General features: G+C 63.2%; 16 protein-coding genes. 15 read left to right on the plus strand and 1 reads right to left on the minus strand.

Annotation, left to right across the window (positions count from 1 at the left end):
• Positions 1–98 precede the first annotated feature (98 nt).
• The 3 genes from LPA37_RS05095 to LPA37_RS05105 all read left to right on the plus strand — a co-directional run bounded on the left by LPA37_RS05095 (position 99) and on the right by LPA37_RS05105 (position 3790).
• Positions 99–1103 carry an autoinducer 2 ABC transporter substrate-binding protein gene (locus tag LPA37_RS05095; protein WP_229011864.1) on the plus strand — a complete coding sequence of 335 codons (1005 nt, stop codon included), beginning with the start codon at positions 99–101 and terminating at the stop codon, positions 1101–1103.
• Positions 1104–1167: 64 nt separating this feature from the next.
• A complete protein-coding gene (locus tag LPA37_RS05100; RefSeq protein WP_229011866.1) occupies positions 1168–2718 on the plus strand; it encodes a sugar ABC transporter ATP-binding protein in 1551 nt (516 codons plus the stop codon).
• 25 nt (positions 2719–2743) lie between these two features.
• Positions 2744–3790 carry an ABC transporter permease gene (locus tag LPA37_RS05105; protein WP_229011868.1) on the plus strand — a complete coding sequence of 349 codons (1047 nt, stop codon included), beginning with the start codon at positions 2744–2746 and terminating at the stop codon, positions 3788–3790.
• 73 nt (positions 3791–3863) lie between these two features.
• Here the strand turns inward: LPA37_RS05105 and LPA37_RS05110 are convergent, their stop codons facing one another.
• The gene (locus LPA37_RS05110; protein WP_229011870.1) at positions 3864–4589 is read right to left on the minus strand and encodes a DeoR/GlpR family DNA-binding transcription regulator; all 726 of its coding nucleotides are present in this window, start codon (positions 4587–4589) and stop codon (positions 3864–3866) included.
• A gap of 428 nt (positions 4590–5017) precedes the next feature.
• Here LPA37_RS05110 and poxB point away from each other — a divergent pair, with 428 nt between their 5' ends.
• From poxB to LPA37_RS05170, 12 genes are all read left to right on the plus strand, one after another.
• A complete protein-coding gene (gene poxB / locus LPA37_RS05115) occupies positions 5018–6739 on the plus strand; it encodes a ubiquinone-dependent pyruvate dehydrogenase (RefSeq protein WP_229011872.1) in 1722 nt (573 codons plus the stop codon).
• 345 nt (positions 6740–7084) lie between these two features.
• Entirely contained in the window at positions 7085–8260 is a 1176-nt protein-coding gene (locus LPA37_RS05120) for an MFS transporter (protein ID WP_229011874.1), read from the plus strand.
• A gap of 314 nt (positions 8261–8574) precedes the next feature.
• On the plus strand, positions 8575–9300 hold the full coding sequence (locus tag LPA37_RS05125; RefSeq protein ID WP_228983122.1) for an ABC transporter permease: 726 nt from the start codon (positions 8575–8577) through the stop codon (positions 9298–9300).
• Positions 9301–9302: 2 nt separating this feature from the next.
• Entirely contained in the window at positions 9303–10421 is a 1119-nt protein-coding gene (locus LPA37_RS05130) for an ABC transporter ATP-binding protein (RefSeq protein WP_229011878.1), read from the plus strand.
• Positions 10418–11155 carry an ABC transporter permease gene (locus LPA37_RS05135; protein ID WP_228983115.1) on the plus strand — a complete coding sequence of 246 codons (738 nt, stop codon included), beginning with the start codon at positions 10418–10420 and terminating at the stop codon, positions 11153–11155. Before LPA37_RS05130 ends, LPA37_RS05135 begins: the two co-directional genes overlap by 4 nt.
• Before the next feature lie 36 nt (positions 11156–11191).
• The gene (locus LPA37_RS05140; protein WP_228983111.1) at positions 11192–12088 is read left to right on the plus strand and encodes a glycine betaine ABC transporter substrate-binding protein; all 897 of its coding nucleotides are present in this window, start codon (positions 11192–11194) and stop codon (positions 12086–12088) included.
• Between the two features lie 43 nt (positions 12089–12131).
• Positions 12132–13016, plus strand: coding sequence for a nitrilase-related carbon-nitrogen hydrolase (locus LPA37_RS05145; protein ID WP_229011880.1), 885 nt, complete (start codon positions 12132–12134; stop codon positions 13014–13016).
• A 9-nt stretch (positions 13017–13025) separates the two neighbouring features.
• Positions 13026–14216, plus strand: coding sequence for an acyl-CoA dehydrogenase family protein (locus LPA37_RS05150; protein WP_228983103.1), 1191 nt, complete (start codon positions 13026–13028; stop codon positions 14214–14216).
• Positions 14217–14234: 18 nt separating this feature from the next.
• On the plus strand, positions 14235–15815 hold the full coding sequence (locus LPA37_RS05155; protein ID WP_229011882.1) for a class I adenylate-forming enzyme family protein: 1581 nt from the start codon (positions 14235–14237) through the stop codon (positions 15813–15815).
• 2 nt (positions 15816–15817) lie between these two features.
• Positions 15818–16618, plus strand: coding sequence for a crotonase/enoyl-CoA hydratase family protein (locus LPA37_RS05160; RefSeq protein ID WP_229011884.1), 801 nt, complete (start codon positions 15818–15820; stop codon positions 16616–16618).
• A 3-nt stretch (positions 16619–16621) separates the two neighbouring features.
• Positions 16622–17959, plus strand: a complete 1338-nt coding sequence (locus LPA37_RS05165; protein WP_229011886.1) for an MmgE/PrpD family protein — start codon at positions 16622–16624, stop codon at positions 17957–17959.
• Between the two features lie 108 nt (positions 17960–18067).
• Positions 18068–19051, plus strand: coding sequence for a GlxA family transcriptional regulator (locus LPA37_RS05170; RefSeq protein ID WP_228983096.1), 984 nt, complete (start codon positions 18068–18070; stop codon positions 19049–19051).
• Positions 19052–19073 lie beyond the last annotated feature (22 nt).

Below are 19073 nucleotides of genomic sequence, written 5' to 3' on the forward strand. Positions count from 1 at the left end.
CATCCGTACCAGAAGGTTTTCAGTACGCGGCGGACATCGGAGCCCTGGTTGTCCGCGACCATGAACAGGGCGACATCGAACGATAAAGGAGACATCGCATGAAATTGACTCGACTGGCTGCCGCGCTCACAGCAGGCGTCCTTACGGTAGGCGTCATTGCAGCGGCGCAGGCAGCAACGGACGAGACGATCGTCACGGTCGTCAAGGTGACAGGCATCAACTGGTTCAACCGGATGGACGACGGCGTCAAGGAATTCGCGAAGGACAACCCCGGCGTGAAGGCCTATCAGACCGGCCCGGGCCGCGCCGATGCCGCGCAGCAGCTGAAGATCATCGAAGACCTGATCGCGAAGAAAGTGACCGCGATCGCGGTCGTGCCGTACGATCCGCCGACGCTGGAACCGGCGCTGAAAAAGGCAATGGATCGCGGCATCAAGGTGGTCACGCATGAAGCGGACAACGAGAAGAACACGATGGTCGACATCGAGGCCTTCGACAACACCGCATACGGTGCGGGCCTGAACGAACGTCTCGCATCGTGCATGCACGACGAGGGCAAGTGGGCCGTGCTGGTCGGCTCGCTCGGCAGCCGCTCGCAGGTGCAGTGGGCGGACGGCGGCATCGGCAACGCGAAAGCGAAGTATCCGAAGATGAATCTGGTCGAGCCGAAACTCGAAACGAATAACGACGGTGAGCGTGCGTACGAAGTCGCGAAGGAAGTGCTGCGCAAGCATCCGGACCTGAAGGGCTTCCAGGGCTCGTCGTCGCTCGACGTGATCGGCATTGGCCGCGCCGTCGAGGAGGCGGGTCTGCAGGGCAAGATCTGCGTGTACGGTACGGGGCTGCCGACCGAAGCGGGCAAGTTCCTCGAAAGCGGCGCGATCAACGGCATCGCGTTCTGGGATCCGAAGCTCGCCGGCATCGCGATGAACAAGATCGCGAAGATGCTGATCGACGGCAAGACCGTTCAGAACGGCGCCGACCTCGGCATTCCGGGCTACACGAAGGTCACGGTCGAGAAGGGTCCGGGCAAGGGCATCATCGTGCGCGGCCAGGGCTGGGTGAATGTCGACAAGTCGAACTACAAGCAGTATCCGTTCTGACCGTTGTGTCGTGGCGTGCCCGGGCGGGCACGCCTTTTAATTCGCGATTCACTGGCTTGCCATCATGACTCAAGACGTATCGACACCGCGGTCTTCGCCATCGCAACCGTTTCTGGAAGTGGTCGGCGTACACAAGCGTTTCACCGGCGTGCATGCGTTGCGCGGGGTGAATCTTTCGTTCGAGCGCGGCCAGATCTATCACCTGCTCGGCGAAAACGGCTGCGGCAAGAGCACGCTCATCAAGATCATCTCCGGTGCGCAGCCGCCCGACGAAGGCGAACTGGTGATCGAAGGCGTGCGGCACGCGCGGCTCTCCGCGCTCGAATCGCTCGCGGCGGGGATCGAAACGGTGTATCAGGACCTGTCGCTGCTGCCGAACATGAACGTCGCCGAAAACGTCGCGCTCACGTCCGAGCTCGCCGAACACGGCGGCCGGCTTGCCCGCACGTTCGACCGGCGCGCACTCGCGCGAACCGCCGCGCGCGCGCTCGAAGCGGTCGGCTTGCCCGGCACCGCGGAATTTCAGGCGACGCTGATCGAGCAGTTGCCGCTCGCGACACGTCAGCTCGTCGCGATCGCCCGCGCGATCGCGAGCGAGGCGAAGTTCGTGATCATGGACGAACCGACGACCTCGCTCACGCAAAAGGAAGTCGACAACCTGATCGCCGTGCTCGCGAATCTGCGCGCGCAGGGCGTGACGGTGCTTTTCGTCAGCCACAAGCTCGACGAGTGCTACGCGATCGGTGGCGAAGTGATCGTGCTGCGTGACGGCCAGAAGATGGCGCAAGGCCCGATCGCGCAGTACACGAAAGCGCAGATCAGCGAACTGATGACGGGTCGTCATCTGTCGAACGAACGTTATCGTGAAGGCAGTCTCGGGCAGGAGGTCGTGCTCGACGTGCGCGGTCTCGCGCGCGCGGGCCAGTTCAGCGATGTTTCGTTCTCCCTGCATGCGGGCGAAATACTGGGCATCACCGGGCTGCTCGATTCGGGCCGCAATGAACTCGCGCGTGCGCTGGCAGGCGTCGCGCCCGCGCAATCAGGGCAGGTCGTGCTCGATGGCAAGCCTGTCACATTGCACACGCCGTCGGATGCGAAACATCACCGGATCGGTTATGTGCCGGAAGACCGCCTGAACGAGGGCCTCTTTCTCGACAAGCCGATTCGCGACAACGTGATCACCGCGATGATTTCGAGCCTGCGCGACCGCTTCGGCCAGATCGACCGGGCGCGCGCGCAGGCACTGGCCGAACAGACCGTGAAGGATCTGCAGATCGCGACGCCTGGCGTCGACAAGCCGGTGCAGTCGCTCTCCGGCGGCAACCAGCAACGCGTGCTGATCGGCCGGTGGCTCGCGATCGATCCGCGCGTGCTGATCCTGCACGGGCCGACAGTCGGCGTTGACGTCGGATCGAAGGACATCATCTATCGCATCATGCAGCGGCTTTCGCAGCGCGGCATTGGCATTGTCCTCATCAGCGACGATCTGCCCGAACTGCTGCAGAACTGCGATCGCATTCTGATGATGAAGAAAGGACGCGTCGCGAACGAGTACAAGGCCGATACGCTGAGCGAAGCCGACCTGTATCACGCGCTGCTTTCGGAAGCGGCCTGACCCGGAACGAAAGGACGCCCCACGCATGAATTCCCGTGTTAATCAGACCATGACCACCCCAACCGTCGTCGAAATCGCACCCAAGGTCAAGCCGCCCAGCGTGCGCGCGAAGCTCGCGCGCAATCCCGAGTGGTTCACCGCCGCGCTGATCGTGGCGACCTGTTTGATTGTCGGCGCGATCAATCCACGCTTCTTCCAGCTCGCGACGCTGTTCGACCTGCTGCATTCGGCGACGACGATGTCGCTCTTCGCGCTGGGCACGCTCGTCGTGCTGGCATCGGGCGGCATCGACGTATCGTTCACCGCGATCGCCGCGCTGACGATGTACGGCATCACCAAGGCCGTGTTCGCGTGGTGGCCCGACGCGCCGTTTGCGCTGATCCTGATTGCCGGCGCGCTCGGCGGCATCGTGCTCGGCATCGTCAACGGACTGCTGGTTTACCGGCTGAAGGCGCCTTCGCTGATCGTCACGATCGGCACGCAGTATCTGTTTCGCGGTGTGCTCCTGACGTTCATCGGCACGTCGTTCTTCATGAACATTCCGCACAGCATGGACCGGTTCGGCCGCATTCCGCTGTTCTTCTATCACACCAGCGAAGGCCTGCGTGCCGTGTTGCCGGTATCGGTGCTGGCGCTCGTCGCGGCCGCGATCGTTACGTGGTGGCTGCTCAACCGGACGATGATGGGGCGCGGTGTGTATGCGATGGGCGGCAGTCTCGCGATTGCAGAACGGCTCGGATACAACCTGCGTGCGATCCATCTGTTCGTGTTCGGCTATACGGGCATGCTCGCCGGTATCGCGGGCATCCTGCATGTGTCGAACAACCGTCTCGCGAATCCGTTCGATCTGGTCGGCTCGGAACTCGACGTAATCGCCGCCGTGATTCTGGGTGGCGCGCGCATCACAGGCGGCACCGGGACGGTAGCGGGGACCCTGCTGGGTGTCGCGCTGGTGACGCTGATCAACAGCGTGCTGATTCTGATCGGCGTTCCGAGCACCTGGCAGAAGGTGATCATCGGCGCGTTCATTCTGGTGGCCGGCACGCTCTTCGCCCTGCAACGCAAGAACTGAGCGTTCCTGCCGCGTTTATGAAACCCGCTGTCTGTTGTTGCGACGCGATCCACCGTCGCAACAGCAGGCTCAGTTATTTGCGCTTGCGGTGATCCTGGCCTTTCTCGGTGATGATCGAATCGAAGTCGTCGATCTGTGAAAAGCGCACCGCTTTCACCACACCGAACTTGCTCATGTCCACCACGAGATGCCGCTCGACAGCGCTCGCCATCGCGGCCTGTTTCAGCGCGACTTCGTGAAAATTCCAGCAAGTCACGCCACGCCCCGGATCCACGCCGCCGGCGGAAATAAACGCCTTGTTGATGCCCATGCGGCGCAGCACCTCCAGGCTTTCTTCGCCCGCGAACGAATCGGACGACGGCACGTAGACACCGCCTAGCAGGATCATCCGGACGTTCGGCTTGCGCCGCAGGATTTCGGCGACGTTCAGCGAATAGCACACCACCGTGACGTGGCGCTCGACCGGAATCAGCCGCGCGAGCGTGGTGAGCGTCGTGCCGCAGTCGATAAAGAGCGTTTCGTTATCGCCGATCAGGCTCGCCGCGACCGCCGACGCTTCAGCCTTGGCCTGCGCGAAATGGTCTTTCTCTTCTTCAAGCGAGTAGCCGGCGTTGTTCGGGACATCGGTGGCGCTGACGATGTAGCCGCCAAGATAGGTGAACCGCTCGGGGCTACCCGCGATATCGCGGCGCACGGTCATTTCCGAAACGCCGAGCAGGGTGGCGGCGTCACGCAGGCGCATCACATTTTGCCTGGCCAGCGCATCGGCCAGGGTGCGGAGGCGGTCGGTTTTCAGCATGAAGGTCCTGGCGCTTGGCGTGGGTGCGCGTTATGTTTCGTTCGATTTCCTGAGAGAATTATAACAAGAGGTCACGCGCACGGCGAGCCTCGCGTCATGATGGAAGACCCTTGTTTTGCAGGTGTTAACGTGCGACGAGGCGGTGCGGTTATCGAATCGGATGTCGCGCCATGCCGGTGTCGAAAACGACGCGGGCTGTTAAAGCGCGGCTAATGCGATCCCGGCGTAGTATGCAACGGATGTCACGCAGTGCTTTCAGGCGCGGTGGGGCTACGCGGGCGCAGGAAAGTCAGCATTCAGATGCATCGGCGACACGTTTACCGGTTCGCGCGTTGTACACGGGGCGTGTCGATCTTCTTCACCGGATTTCGTGCCGGTCCGGATTCCGTTTCAGGAGTCCGGCTGGCGTACTTGGCGAGGAGCAGCACATGGCTACACAGACGGTCGCGGATTATCTGGCAAGGACGCTTTCGGCTGCGGGCGTCGAGCGTATCTGGGGCGTAACGGGCGACAGCCTGAACGGCCTCGCATACAGCCTCGATCAGGTCGGCACGATCCGCTGGATGCACACGCGTCATGAGGAAGTCGCCGCGTTCGCCGCGGGCGCCGATGCCGCTACAACCGGCCGTCTCGCCGTATGCGCGGGCAGCTGCGGACCCGGTAACCTGCATCTGATCAACGGGCTCTTCGACTGCCATCGCAACCAGCAGCCCGTGCTAGCGATTGCCGCGCATATTCCGTCGACCGAAATCGGTCTCGGCTACTTTCAGGAAACGCATCCGCAGGATCTGTTCCGGGAGTGCAGCCATTTCGTCGAACTGGTGTCGAACGCATCACAGTTTCCGCGTGTGCTGGAGCGCGCGATGCGCGCCGCCACCGAGGAGCGCGGCGTCGCGGTGATCGTGTTGCCGGGCGATGTCGCGCTCACCGAATGTCGGGTGCCGGTGCCCGAATGGAACCTGGGTGGACCTTCGACAATCCTGCCGCCGGAGTCCGACATCGACCGGCTGGCATCGATGCTGAACGGCTGCGAAGCCGTGACGATCATGTGCGGCAGTGGCGTGGCCGGTGCGCATGCCGAAGTCGTGCAACTCGCCGATACGCTGGGCGCTCCGGTCGTTCACGCGCTGCGCGGCAAGCAGTTCATCGAATACGACAATCCGTTCGACGTCGGCATGACGGGGTTGATCGGCTTCAGCTCCGGCTATCACGCGATGATGTCGTGCGACACACTGCTTTTGCTGGGATGCGATTTTCCGTATCGCCCTTTCTATCCGCCCGAAGCAAAAGTCGTGCAGATCGACTGGAAGGGCTCGCAACTGGGGCGCCGCACGCCGCTTGCGCTCGGGCTTGTCGGCACCGTGAAGGAAACGGTCGCGGCGCTGTTGCCAAAGCTGCAGCGTAAAGCGGATCGCACGTTTATCGACAAGGCGCGCAAGCACTATCTGTCGGCGCGCAAGGGCCTCGACGAACTTGCGACGCCCTCGGGGCCCGGCAGGCCGATTCATCCGCAGTATCTGACGCGAATGATCGACGAAGTCGCCAGCGACGATGCGATTTTTTCCGCCGACGTCGGCACCCCCACACTCTGGGCAGCGCGCTATCTGACGATGAACGGCAGACGGCAACTGCATGGTTCGTTCAATCACGGATCGATGGCGAACGCGATGCCGCAGGCGCTTGGCGCGCAGGCTGCTCATCCGGGGCGGATGGTGATTTCGCTGTCGGGCGACGGCGGACTGTCGATGCTGCTGGGCGACCTGCTGTCCGCGCGTCAGCTCGACCTGCCGATCAAGGTCGTCGTGTTCAACAACAGCCTGCTCGGTTTCGTATCGATGGAACTGAAAGCCGGCGGCTACCTCGATACGAACGTGGATCTGAGCAAGACGGACTTCGCGGCGATCGCGCACGGTGCCGGCATTTTCAGCGTGCGGGTGACGGAATCGGAAGCGCTCGAAGGTGCGTTGAAGGAGGCGTTCGCGCATCCAGGGCCGGCGCTCGTCGACGTGGTCACGTCGAAGCACGAACTGGCAATGCCGCCCAACATCGAACTGGCGCACGCAAAGGGCTTCAGCCTCTATATGCTGCGTGCCGTATTGAGCGGGCGCGGCGACGAGATCGTCGAACTCGCGAGAACGAACCTGCGGTAAGCGGCGCGCGGCGTGTCCGGCGACGATCGCGTTTGCCGTCGCAACGTGTCGTCTCTGTGCCGAACAATGTCGCAGCGGTGTTATTCGTGAGCGAACACTCTTCCTTATAGTCGAACAGTCTGTAAAGGCTGCGGCGACGCGTCAGACCGTCGGCACATCGCTGCTCGTGACGCCAGATGATCTGGCAAGTGGTTCCGGTCTCGACAGACACGTCGGCACGCGTGCCGAGCCATCGATTCTCCAACCAGTGAGGTCGCGAACGTGAGCACCGACGGACTGCCGTGCGGGACACGGGCGAATGCCCGCGCCAGTGACGTACGCACGGGAGCCCCGGCGCCCGGTGTGGTGTCAGCCATTTCCAGCCTGCTGCTCGGATTTGCCCTGCTGGTCATGGGGAACGGCCTGCTCGGCACGCTGATCGCGCTGCGCATGGTTCATGCAAACTTTCCTTCGATGACCGTTGGATGCGTTCAGGCCGCGTATTACGCCGGCTTCATGCTTGGCGCCTGGCGTGGCGGATCACTCATCGCACGGATTGGCCATCACCGCGCATTTGCAATCTTCGCCGCTGTCGCGACCTGCACGGCGCTCGGATATGCTGTTTCCACCCAGCCGCTCATCTGGGGGTGTCTGCGGTTCATGACGGGCTTTTGCCTGGTCGGCATTTTCACGGTAATGGAAAGCTGGCTGAATGGCGTGGCGCGCAACGCGCGGCGGGCGCGGGTCTTTTCCGTGTATCTGATCACTACCTATCTCTGCGTGGGTGCCGGACAATTTCTGGTCAGCATGACCGATCCCTACGGCTTCGAGCTTTTCAGTCTCGTGGGCTGCCTGTTCGCGGCATCCCTGGTGCCCGTGACCCTCGCTCGCAGCCTTGCCACCGAAGCCTCCGCGCACGCACACGACAGCACGCCGGCGTCGAGACCCGGTCCCGGGCTGGACGGCGTGCGCGCGCTCTGTCGACTGGCGCCGCTGGGTCTGTGCGGGTGCGTTGCGGCCGGCTTGCTGAGCAGCGTGTTCTACTCGCTGTATCCGGTGTACATGCGTAACGCCGGTTATCCGGTGCCGGCGGTGTCCCATTTCATGGGTACCGCCCTGATCGCAGCGCTCCTGCCGCAATGGCCGGTGGCCTGGCTGTCTGACCGCGTCGACCGGAGGTGGGTCATCCTGGCCGTTTCGTTGTTGCTGACCCTGAGCAGCGCGACACTCTTGCTGTTCCATGGCGACGGGGCACTTCAACCTGTAGCGTACCTCTACGTCAGCCTGATCTTTACCGTCTACGGCCTGTCCATCGCGCACGCCAACGACCGGGTTCCATCGACCCACCGCGTCGCCGTTAGTGCCGGCCTGCTGCTGACTTTCGCGCTCGGGGGGAGTGCCGGACCGATCATCGCATCGCTGGTGATGAAGTGGGTCGGCCCCCTCGGCATCTATCTGTTCACCATGACCGTGACCGCGGTCCTTGCCATTCAAGCGTTGCTCAGCGTGAGCGCCCGTCGCGGCATGACGAGAGCGGCGTGATCGTGTGACGCTTTCCTTCACTTCAATTCTGCTCTGCTCAAAACAACTCGCATCCGGGCTGCAAGCCTGAGGATCGTTACAGAACGGAGCCACCCGCGCAGCGCGCGGCAAAGCTGGAAGCGTCTTCTTGAGACATCGGTGGTAACCCTATATCGCATTGATTTACAAGGATAAAAATTTATCACAGCCGCGACACGCCGCTTTTGTGACAAACAATGTCGATCCCATGTTAAAGGCGGTGCCCACTCCGCCCCTATCCTGTCACCAAAGCAGCACACACGAGAAAATGGCTCTTTCAGAGTCCAGGAGACATTGTGGAAACCCTTGCTTTCATCTGGGACAACCTGGCCAGCATCGGCAGGATGACCGTCGAGCATATCGAGATCGTCGGCGTGGGTGTCGGCTTCGCGATCCTCACCGGCGTGCCGCTCGGCATCGCGATCACCATCAACGAGCGCGTCGCGAAAATCGTGCTGTACGTCGCGTCGATCATCATGACGATTCCGTCCGTCGCCCTGTTCGGCATCATGATTCCGGTGCTCTCCGTGATCGGCCAGGGTATCGGTTTCCTGCCGACGGTCATCGCGCTGTTCCTCTACTCGCAACTGCCGATCGTCCGCAATACCTATACCGCGATTACCAATATCGACCCGGCCCTGCGCGAAGCCGCGAGAGGGATGGGGATGAAGACAGGCGAGCGGCTGCGCAAGGTTGAACTCCCGATCGCGCTGCCCATCATCATGGCTGGCGTGCGCATGGCGGTGGTCATCAATGTCGGGGTCGCGGCGATTGCGGCCTACATCGGGGCCGGCGGTCTGGGCAAGCTCATCAGTCGCGGCATCTCCCAATCGGATCCACGCCAGTTGATCGCGGGCGCCATTCTGGTCAGCCTGCTCGCCATCGCGGCAGACTTCGGCCTCGGCTGGGTTCAACGGTTCCTGACACCAAAGGGATTGCGCAGTCCCTCGCGTACGGCCAGTTTCGCGCTGCGACTGGGCGTGTTGACGGGGATTCGCAAACAACCACGACAGGCGCATTAATCATGATCAAGCTATCCAACGTTACGAAGCGCTACGACGGCGCGAGCGGTCCGGTGGTCGACGGCATCAACATGGAAGTGGGTGCCGGAGAAATCTGCGTACTGCTGGGCCCGTCAGGATGCGGCAAGACGACGACGCTCAAGATGATCAATCGTCTGGTCCAGCCCACTTCCGGCAAGATATTTCTCGAAGGCAAGGACACCGATGAATTCGACGTGGTGGCGTTGCGCCGCCGCATCGGCTACGTGATCCAGCAGATCGGCCTGTTTCCCAACATGACCGTCGAGGAAAACATCTGCGTGGTGCCGCAGCTGCTGGGCTGGGACAAGGCGAAGGCGCGCCGGCGGGCGGCGGAACTGCTCGAGATCGTCGCACTCGATCCGGCCATTTACCTCACCCGCTACCCGAAGGATCTGTCGGGTGGCCAGGCACAGCGTGTCGGCGTAGCCCGGGCGCTGGCGACCGATCCGCCCGTCATGCTGATGGACGAGCCGTTCGGTGCGATCGATCCGATCAACCGGGAGCTGATCCAGGACGAGTTCCTCAGGATCCAGAAGCAGGTCAGGAAGACCATCGTCTTTGTCAGTCACGACATCGATGAGGCGGTGAAGATGGCCGACCGGATCGCGATTTTCCGCGCCGGCCGGCTCGAGCAGTTCGATACGCCGGATAACATCCTCGCGCGCCCCGCGACGCCGTTCATCGCGGGCTTCGTCGGGACGGACCGTGCGCTCAAGCGCCTGCGTCTGGTCCGCGCGAAAGATGCGCTGTCGGAATGCGAATGCCTCGTGCGCGTCGGCGAGAGCAGTGCCCGCGCGCAGGCGCTCATGGCCGAGCACGGCGTCGACCAGATCGTGCTCGTCGACGGGGCCGACAGGCCGCAGGGCTATCTGACCGTCGCCCAGCTACAGGCGGTCGATGGTGCGCTGAGCGTGGCCCACGCCACCCCGGTTCAGGGAACGACCAATCCGGCAGACGATCTGCGCTCGGTGGTCTCGGCGATGTTCGCGAGCGGCGCATCGCGGCTGCCCGCGGTCGACGACGACGGCCGGTTTGTCGGCTATGTCAGCCAGGCGCATATCGTCGAACTGTTGCGCGTACCGGCCGGAGAGCAGGCATGAAACCCGAACCACGTATCCGCGCGGCAAGGTGTGTCAGCGCCGCGACCGGCCTGCTGCTCGCCGGGGTGTCGATGGGCGCCCGCGCCGATAGCTGGTTCTCCGGCGTCGCCCAGTATCGTAGCGACATGGTGTACCAGTCGGTCCAGATGATGACGATGGTCGCGATCGCCGGTGTCCTCGCGATCGTCGTCGCGGTACCGGTCGGCATCTATATGAGCCGGCCCTCACAGCGGCACGGTGCGGCGGTCGTCATGCAGACATTGAACGTCGGGCAGGCGATCCCGAAGCTCGCCCTGCTCGCGCTGGCGATGAGCGCGCTGGGTATCGGCTCGATTCCCGCGATTTTCGGGCTGTGGGTGGCGACGTTGCTGCCGATCGCCCTGAATACCTACGAGGGCCTGCGCGCCGTGCCGCGTTCGCTGATCGAGGCGGCCACCGGAATGGGCATGACGCCGCTACAGATCCTCTTGCGCGTCGAGTTGCCCAACGCGCTGTACGTGATATTCGCGGGCATCCGCACGGCGCTCGCGATCACCGTCGGGACGGCGCCGCTCGCCTTCCTGATCGGTGGCGGCGGTCTCGGTGAACTGATCTTCACCGGCATCGACCTCAACGATTTCACCATGCTGCTCGCCGGTGCTATCCCGACCGCCCTGCTGGCGATCCTGACCGATGCATTTGTCGGGCAGATGCAGCGCAGGCTCGTCTCGCGCGGCGTCACTTCCAGAAGCTGAACCCCCTGCCAGTTGTATCTATCCATCGAGGAGACCATGAAAAATTCATTGTTTGCGCGCGCGTTCGCGCTGATCTGCGTACTGATTGCAGCCTGCTGGATCATCCCTTCATCGGCCGCGACGGTCATTGTCGGTGGCAAGAACTTCACCGAGCAGCAGTTGATGGCGGAGATGACCACGCAACTGCTGGAAGCCAAGGGCTTCACGGTGACCAAGAAGGACGGCATGGGCAGCGCGGTATTGCGGCAGGCCCAGGAAAACGGCCAGGTCGATATCTACTGGGAGTACACCGGCACGTCGCTGATCACCTACAACAAGATCAACGACCGTCTCAGCCCCGAAGACACCTATAAAAAGGTCAAGGAGCTGGATGCGGCGAAGGGTCTCGTGTGGCTGAACCCGTCGCGCGCCAACAATGTCTACGCGTTCGCGATGAACGAGGATGAAGCGAAGAAGCTCGGCATCGTGACGATCAGCGATCTCGCCAAAGCGCTCAAGGGTGGCAAGACGCTCACGTTCGCATGCAACTCGGAGTTCTATGCGCGCCCCGATGGCCTGCATCCGCTCGAGAAGATGTACGGCTTCGAGTTCAGCCAGGATGAGGTCAAGCGGATGGATTCGGGGCTGACCTATCAGGCGTTGAAAGACCGCCAGGTCGACCTCGCGCTGGTGTTCGCCACCGATGGCCGCGTGCCGGCCTTCCACTTCGTGCTGCTCAAGGACGACAAGGGCTACTTCCCGGCCTATGCGCTCACACCGGTTATCCGCAAGGCCACGCTCGATGCCAACCCGTCGCTCGGGCCGATCCTGAATTCGCTCTCGGCGAAGCTCGATGCGCCGACGATGGCCCGGCTGAATGCGAGCGTCGACGTGTCGAAGAAGTCCTTCACCGATGTCGCGCACGAATTCCTGAAACAGTCCGGGCTGATCTGATGCACGGTCAGGGCGCCCATTCACGCAACGCGAGAGAAGAGAGATGAATTCGATGGCCGGCAACGATCCGCGGCACAACCTGATCAAGGTGGCCGCCGCCCAGATCGACGGCGCCTACGGCGATGTCGGTGCAAACCTGGCGAAGCACCTTGGGCACATGGAGCAGGCGCGGGCGAACGGCGTACGGCTTCTCGTTTTCCCCGAGCTCTCGCTGTGCGGGCACAGCGCGGGCAAGGACGCCCTGAGGCTCGCGATGAGCCCCGATGATTCCGTGATCGCGACGCTTGCGCAGGCCAGCACCGATCTGCATACGGTGTTCGGGTTCATCGAGGAAGCACCTGGCGGGCAGTTCTATAACAGCCAGGCGAGCGTCTCGAATGGCGAGGTTGTCCATATTCACCGCAAGGCGCAACTGGCGACCTACGGCAAGCTGAGGGACGGACTTTACTACGCGGCCGGCACGACGCTCGGGAGTTTCCCGTTCAATGAGCGCTGGCGGATGGCGACGCCGATCTGCGCGGATCTGTGGAATCCGGCGCTTGTGCATGCGCTCGCCTGCGATGGCGTCACGTTGATCGCGGCGCCGATCAGCTCGGCCCGCGAGGCGGTGGGCGAAGGTTTCGACAATCCTGCCGGCTGGGACGTCAACCTGCGTTTCTACGCGATGACGTACGGCGTGGGCATCGTCATGGCAAACCGCGTCGGCACCGAAGGGATGATGACCTTCTGGGGCGGCTCGCGCATTCTCGATCCGTTCGGCAAGACTGTCGCGCTCGGCCCGGAGACTGAAGAAGGGCTCGTCATCGGCGAGCTCGACTATGAATCGGTTCGTCGGGCGCGGTTCCTGTTGCCGACCGTGCGGGACGCACGCGCGTTTGCATTGCGCCAGGACACGGCGAAGCGCGACTTTACCTTTAATCCGGATTGAGGCACGACGATGCGAGATTTTCTTCTTGATGACGCCGACCGCGCGTTCCGGAGCGAAGTCCGGGAATTCCTGCAGCGCGAACTCGCGCCACGGGCGGCCGATATCGAAGACCGGCAGGACTGGTCGGCCGTGAAGCATGTCGTCCGCGCGCTGGGGGAGGCCGGCTATCTCCGGCTGATGTTCCCCGATCTGTATCGGGGCACGCTGACGAGCCCGGGGCTCACCCACGCAACGATCCTTTCCGAGGAAGCGGCATACCTCAACTACGCGTTCGAAACCACCATCGGGACCGCGTTGAGCTGCGCCTATCCGCTGCATCGCCATGCCAGCGAGCGGTTGCGCGACGCCTATCTGGCGCCGATTCTCGACGGGACAGCGATCGGCGCGATCTGCGTGACCGAAGCCAACGTCGGCAGCGATTCCGCCGGCATGGAAACGCGGATCGATTTTGACGCAAGGACCAATGAGTGGGTCATCAACGGTTTCAAGCGATATATCTCGAACGCGTCGGTTGCCGACGTCTACATCGTCTATGGCATCGCGACCGGCACGGACCCGTCGCAGGCCGGCATGACGGCGGTCGCGGTGCCGGCTACCGCGGCCGGCATCCGCTTTCCGCGCAATTACACCTTCATGGGCCGGCGCGGCTGCATCGTGGGTGAAGTCGAATTTAGCGACTGCCGCGTGCCCGCGGACCATCTGCTCGGCGAGCAGGGCGGCGGCTTTCGCATCATGCGCGGCATGTTCAATTTCGAACGGGCCATCCTCGGCGGTTCGGGGCTCGGCGTCGCACGCAGCGCATTCGATATTGCGACCGCGCATGCGCAGCGGCGCCAGTCGTTCGGTCAGGCGCTTGGCTGCAAGCAGCTGATCTGGGAGAAGATCGCGCAAATGAGCTGGCGGATCGACGCAGCGGAACTGCTCACCTATCGGGCGACGAAGATGTACGACGCAGGGGCCGACGGCAAGGCGCTGATGAAAGAGGCCGCCATGGCAAAACTGGTCGCGACCGAAACCGCGAATTTCTGCGCGAACGAAACCGTACAGATTCTGGGCGGCGATGGCATCACCAAGGAGTTTGGCCGTGCCGAGCAACTCTATCGCGATGCCCGCGCGTTGACGATCGTCGGCGGTACGTCCGAGATCGCCAAATACCTGATCGCAGGGCGCGACCTTCCGGACATCCGGATCAATCTCTAGACAGCTTCGCCCCATCCCATGCTCACGATCACGTCTCTCTTCGAAAACACGGTCGAAAAATATCCCGACCGCCTTGCCCTCGTTTGCGGCGACACCCGGCTCACCTATGTGGCGTGGAACCGCCGTGTCAGATGCCTTGCGCAGGCGCTGTTCAATCTCGGGGTCCGGCAGATGGACCGGGTGGCGATCCTGCAGAAAACCTCCGACGCGACGCCGACGGCCTACATGGCGTGCCAGCTGCTTGGCGCGATCGCGGTGCCGATGAATTTCCGGCTCTCGGCCAACGAGGCGGCATTCATCCTGCGCGATGCCGGTGCGCGCGCCGTGATCTACGACGATTCGATGCTGCCCGTCATCGGCAAGATCGAGCAGGCGCTGCCCGATCTGCGCGTCTACATCCGTGTCGCGGGCAGCCCGCCCGATGCGTCCGCAGCGCCGGCACATCATCATTCGTTCGAGGCGCTGATCGAGGGCGCCGGGCCGCTCGATGCGCCACTGCCGCGCCTGAAGCCGGACGACATCTCGGCACTCGTCTACACGTCGGGCACGACCGGCCGGCCCAAGGGTGCGATCCACACGCACGGCAATGACGTCGCGATCGCGACCAACTGCGTGATGGAATACAGCCTGACGAGCACCGACGCGGCGCTGCATATCGCGCCGCTTTACCACGTGGGCGGCATGCAGGCGTATTTCGTGCCTCACCTGATGGTGGGCGCCGCGAACGTGATCCTGCCGCGCTATGAGCCGCGCGCCACGCTCGAGGCAATCGCGGAGCATCGCATCACGACGCTGTTCGCGGTGCCCACGCAGATCCAGGACATGTTGTTCCACCCTGATTTCGCGTCCATCGATGTCAGCAGTCTGCGCATGATCACGACAGGCGGCGCGGCCATCCCCGCCGCGACCATGCAGCGCGTGATCCAGGCGTTCTGCCCGAACATCTTCAACGGCTACGGGATGACCGAAGCGAGCCTGACGCTGCTGCTGCATCCGCGCGACGCACTGGCGTATCTCGGCTCCTGCGGCAAGCCGACGCTGATCAGCACGTGCCGTGTCGTCAGGAACGATCCCGGACGCACGGTGCCGCCCACCGAGAGCGTGGCCACCGGGGAAGTTGGCCAGTTGATCGTGAAAGGCCCGCAGCTCGCTGCCAGCTACTGGAACAATCCCGTTGAAACGGAGAAGAAATTCAGGGGCGGCTGGCTCTATACGGGCGACCTCTTTAGCGTCGATGAAGCCGGATATTTCCACTTTCACGGCCGCGCCGACGACATGATCGTGTCGGGCGGCGAAAACATCTATCCGCGCGAAGTCGAGGAAGTGCTGTATCACTGCCCGGGCGTGCAGGAGGCCGCGGTCATCGGCATCGCCGACCCGAAGTGGGGGCAGGCGGTGACCGCGTTCGTGGTGCGCAGCGACGCCGCGCTCACTGAAGCGGACGTCGTCGCGTTCTGCAAGGCGAGCGACGATCTCGCGCCCTACAAGCGCCCGAAAAAAGTGTTCTTCGTTGACCAGCTGCCGCTCAATCCGAGCGGCAAGGTGTTGCGGCACGAGCTGGCCGGAGCGGTCTATCAGAAACTGGTGGCAGGAGCCTGACGATGAGCGACGCAGTACTGTATGAGCAGGACGAATCCGTCGTCGCGCTGACCCTCAACCGGCCGGCCACGCGCAACGCGCTGACCGAGCTGGAGGTCGTCGACGCACTGGTGGCCGCCCTCGAACGTGCGCAGGCCGATAACGGCGTCCGCGCGATCGTGCTGACCGGCGCCGGTCCGGCGTTCTCGTCGGGCGGCAACATCAAGCACATGCGCGACGACGTCGGCACATTCGCGGGCAGTTCGGCACACATTCGCGAGAACTATCGCCGCGGCATCCAGCGCATTCCGAAAGCGTTTCATGAGCTGGATGTGCCGTGCATCGCTGCGGTGAACGGCCCGGCGCATGGCGCCGGCTGCGACCTGACCTTGATGTGCGATATCCGTATTGCCGCCGCCAGTGCGGTGTTCGCGGAAAGCTTCGCCAAGGTTGGCATCATTCCCGGCGACGGCGGCGCCTGGCTGCTACCCCGTGTGATCGGACTCTCGCGAGCCAGTGAAATGATCTTCACGGGCACGCCGATCGATGCGCAGCGTGCCCACGAATGGGGACTGGTGTCCCGGGTCGTGCCGGATGAAGCATTGATGGATGCCGCGCTTTCGCTCGCGCGGGAGATCGCCAGCAATCCGCCTGGCGTGTTGCGGATGTCCAAGCGGCTCATCCGGGAAGGACAGCGGATGGACCTGCCGAGCCTGCTCGAACTGTCGGCCGCGTTTCAGGGCATTGCGCACCGGACAGCGGACCATCGCGAGGCGCTCGCCGCGACCTTTCAGAAACGCCCGCCGATTTTTACTGGAGACTGATTGATGGGTGTCCCCGCCATTGCGTTCATTCACCAACTGACGTTCGATGATTTGCCCGAGGGCGTCGCCGGGCAGGGCAGATTGTGCCTGCTCGATCTGCTGGGCGTTGCACTGGCCGGCAGACAGACCGCGTTATCGCGTATCGCAGGCGATCACGCGGTCGAGTTCTTCGCGGCCGGCAGGCTGCGCTCGCGCATTCTCTTCGACGGGCGGGTCGCGAGCCCGATCGGCGCCGGCCTCGCGGGCGCGATGACCATCGATAGCTGCGACGGCCACGATGGCCATGCGCAAACGAAAGGGCATGTCGGCGTGACCGTGCTGCCGGCATTGCTTGCGCTGGCCGAACAGCGGCCCGACATGAGCGGCCGGGAATTCCTCACGTCGCTCGTGCTGGGTTACGAGATCGGGACGCGCGCCGGCATGGCGCTGCATGCCAGTGCCTGCGACTATCACACGTCGGGCGCATGGAATGCGCTGGCTGCGGCCGCGCTCGTCGCACGCCTCTTGCCGCTCGATGCGCGGCAGACCCGCGAGGCGCTCGGCATTGCCGAATACCACGGGCCCCGCAGCCAGATGATGCGCTGCATCGACCATCCGACGATGGTGAAGGATGGCTCGGGATGGGGGTGCATGGCAGGTTTGAGCGCGGGGTTTCTGGCGCAGCAGGGATTCACCGGCGCACCCGCGATTACCGTCGAGCAGCCCGAAGTGCAGGCATACTGGGGCGATCTTGGCGAGCGCTGGCGCATCATGGAACAGTATTTCAAGCCGCAGCCCGTCTGTCGCTGGGCGCATCCGGCGATCGATGCGGCGCAGGCACTCAGGCAGCAGCACGGTTTCTCGAGCGAGCAGATCCGCGCGGTCAGGGTGCGGACCTTCCATCACGCAACCCGGCTCGCCCACGCGCATCCGGCCACGACCGAGGAAGCGCAATACAGTCTGCTCTTTCCGGTAGCGGTTGCGCTCAGGTATGGCGTCGTCGATTTCGATGCGATTCACGGCGACGCACTCAAGGATGCCGAAGTGCTGCGCCTGAGCCATCTGATACGTACCGAAGAGCAGGCGGAATTCACCGCGCGTTTTCCGGGCGAACGCCTGGCGGAGGTAAGTGTGGAACTGCTCGATGGCCGCTGCCTTGACTCCGGGACGACCCAGGCGCTCGGCGATCCGGATCTGCCGCTTGGCGCCGCCGCGATCCGGCAGAAATTCCGGCGCTTTGCTGAAGGCGCCTGCAGCACCCGGCTGGCGACGGAACTGGAGAACCGCGTCGACGAACTGGGTTCGAATGACGCGCCGATCGCGGCGTTGCTCGATCTGGTGCTTGGCGAAATCAGGGTCTAACCTGTGAGGTCGATCGACACGCGGCTCATCGATACCCTGGCGAAGATGGACCACGTTCGACCCGCCCGGGATGCCACGGGCTCTCCTGCACTCAATGCACATGCGCTCATGGACCCATCAGAAACCGACAACGTCGACCCGGTAACCCAGCGGATGGGTTTCTTTCTGGTTCCCCATTTTTCGATGATGGCGCTCAGTTCGGTGACGGAGCCACTGCGCGCGGCCAACCGGGTCAGTGGCAAGCCGCTCTACAGCTGGCATCTGATCAGTGTCGACGGCGAGCCGGTGTCATCGAGTTCTGGCTTCGCACTTCTGCCCGAATTCGCGATTACGTCATCACCGGAATTCAGCCATCTTTTTGTCGTTGCCAGTATCGGTGTGTCGGACTACCGGAACGCACAGGTATTCGATTTTTTGCGGCGTTATGCGGCGACAGGTCTGACGCTCGGCGGGATCAGCCTCGGCACCATGATCCTCGCGCGCGCCGGGCTGCTCGACAGGCGCCGCTGCACGATCCACTGGGAGGCGCTCAGGGAACTCGCCGAGGAGTTTCCGTCGCTCGACGTGAGCCGCGATATCTACTGTATCGACGGCGACCGGATGACCTGCAGCGGCGGCACGGCAGCCATCGACATGATGCTCGAACTGATCGCACGCCAGCACGGCCACCAGATGGCAGGGGAGGTGGCCGACCAGTTCATCCATACGCGCATGCGCACCGCGCAGGAAAGCCAGAAGATGGCGATCCAGTGGCGATACGGTGTCGAAGACCGTCGCATCGTCAACGCCATCACGCTGATGGAACAGAACATCGAACGCCCGATTCCGATGAAAACCATCGCTTCGCTGGCCGGGATTTCGCCGCGAACCTTCGAAAGGATGTGGCTTAAGCATTTCAGCGTCCGGCCCTCGCAGTTCTATCTGGAACTGCGCCTGAAAGCCGCGCAGAAGCTGATCCGGGAATCGACCTGGTCCCTGTTCGATATTGCGATGCATTGTGGTTTCGCGAGCCCGTCCCACCTCGGGCGCTGCTACAAGCAGTGCTTCGGGAAGACGCCAGGTCAGGAGCGCGCGGCCAGCGACGCACGATAGCGGATCGCTCCCAACGCCCGTC

Origin of the sequence: Paraburkholderia gardini (assembly GCF_907164545.1) — a bacterium.
Lineage (GTDB): Bacteria > Pseudomonadota > Gammaproteobacteria > Burkholderiales > Burkholderiaceae > Paraburkholderia > Paraburkholderia gardini.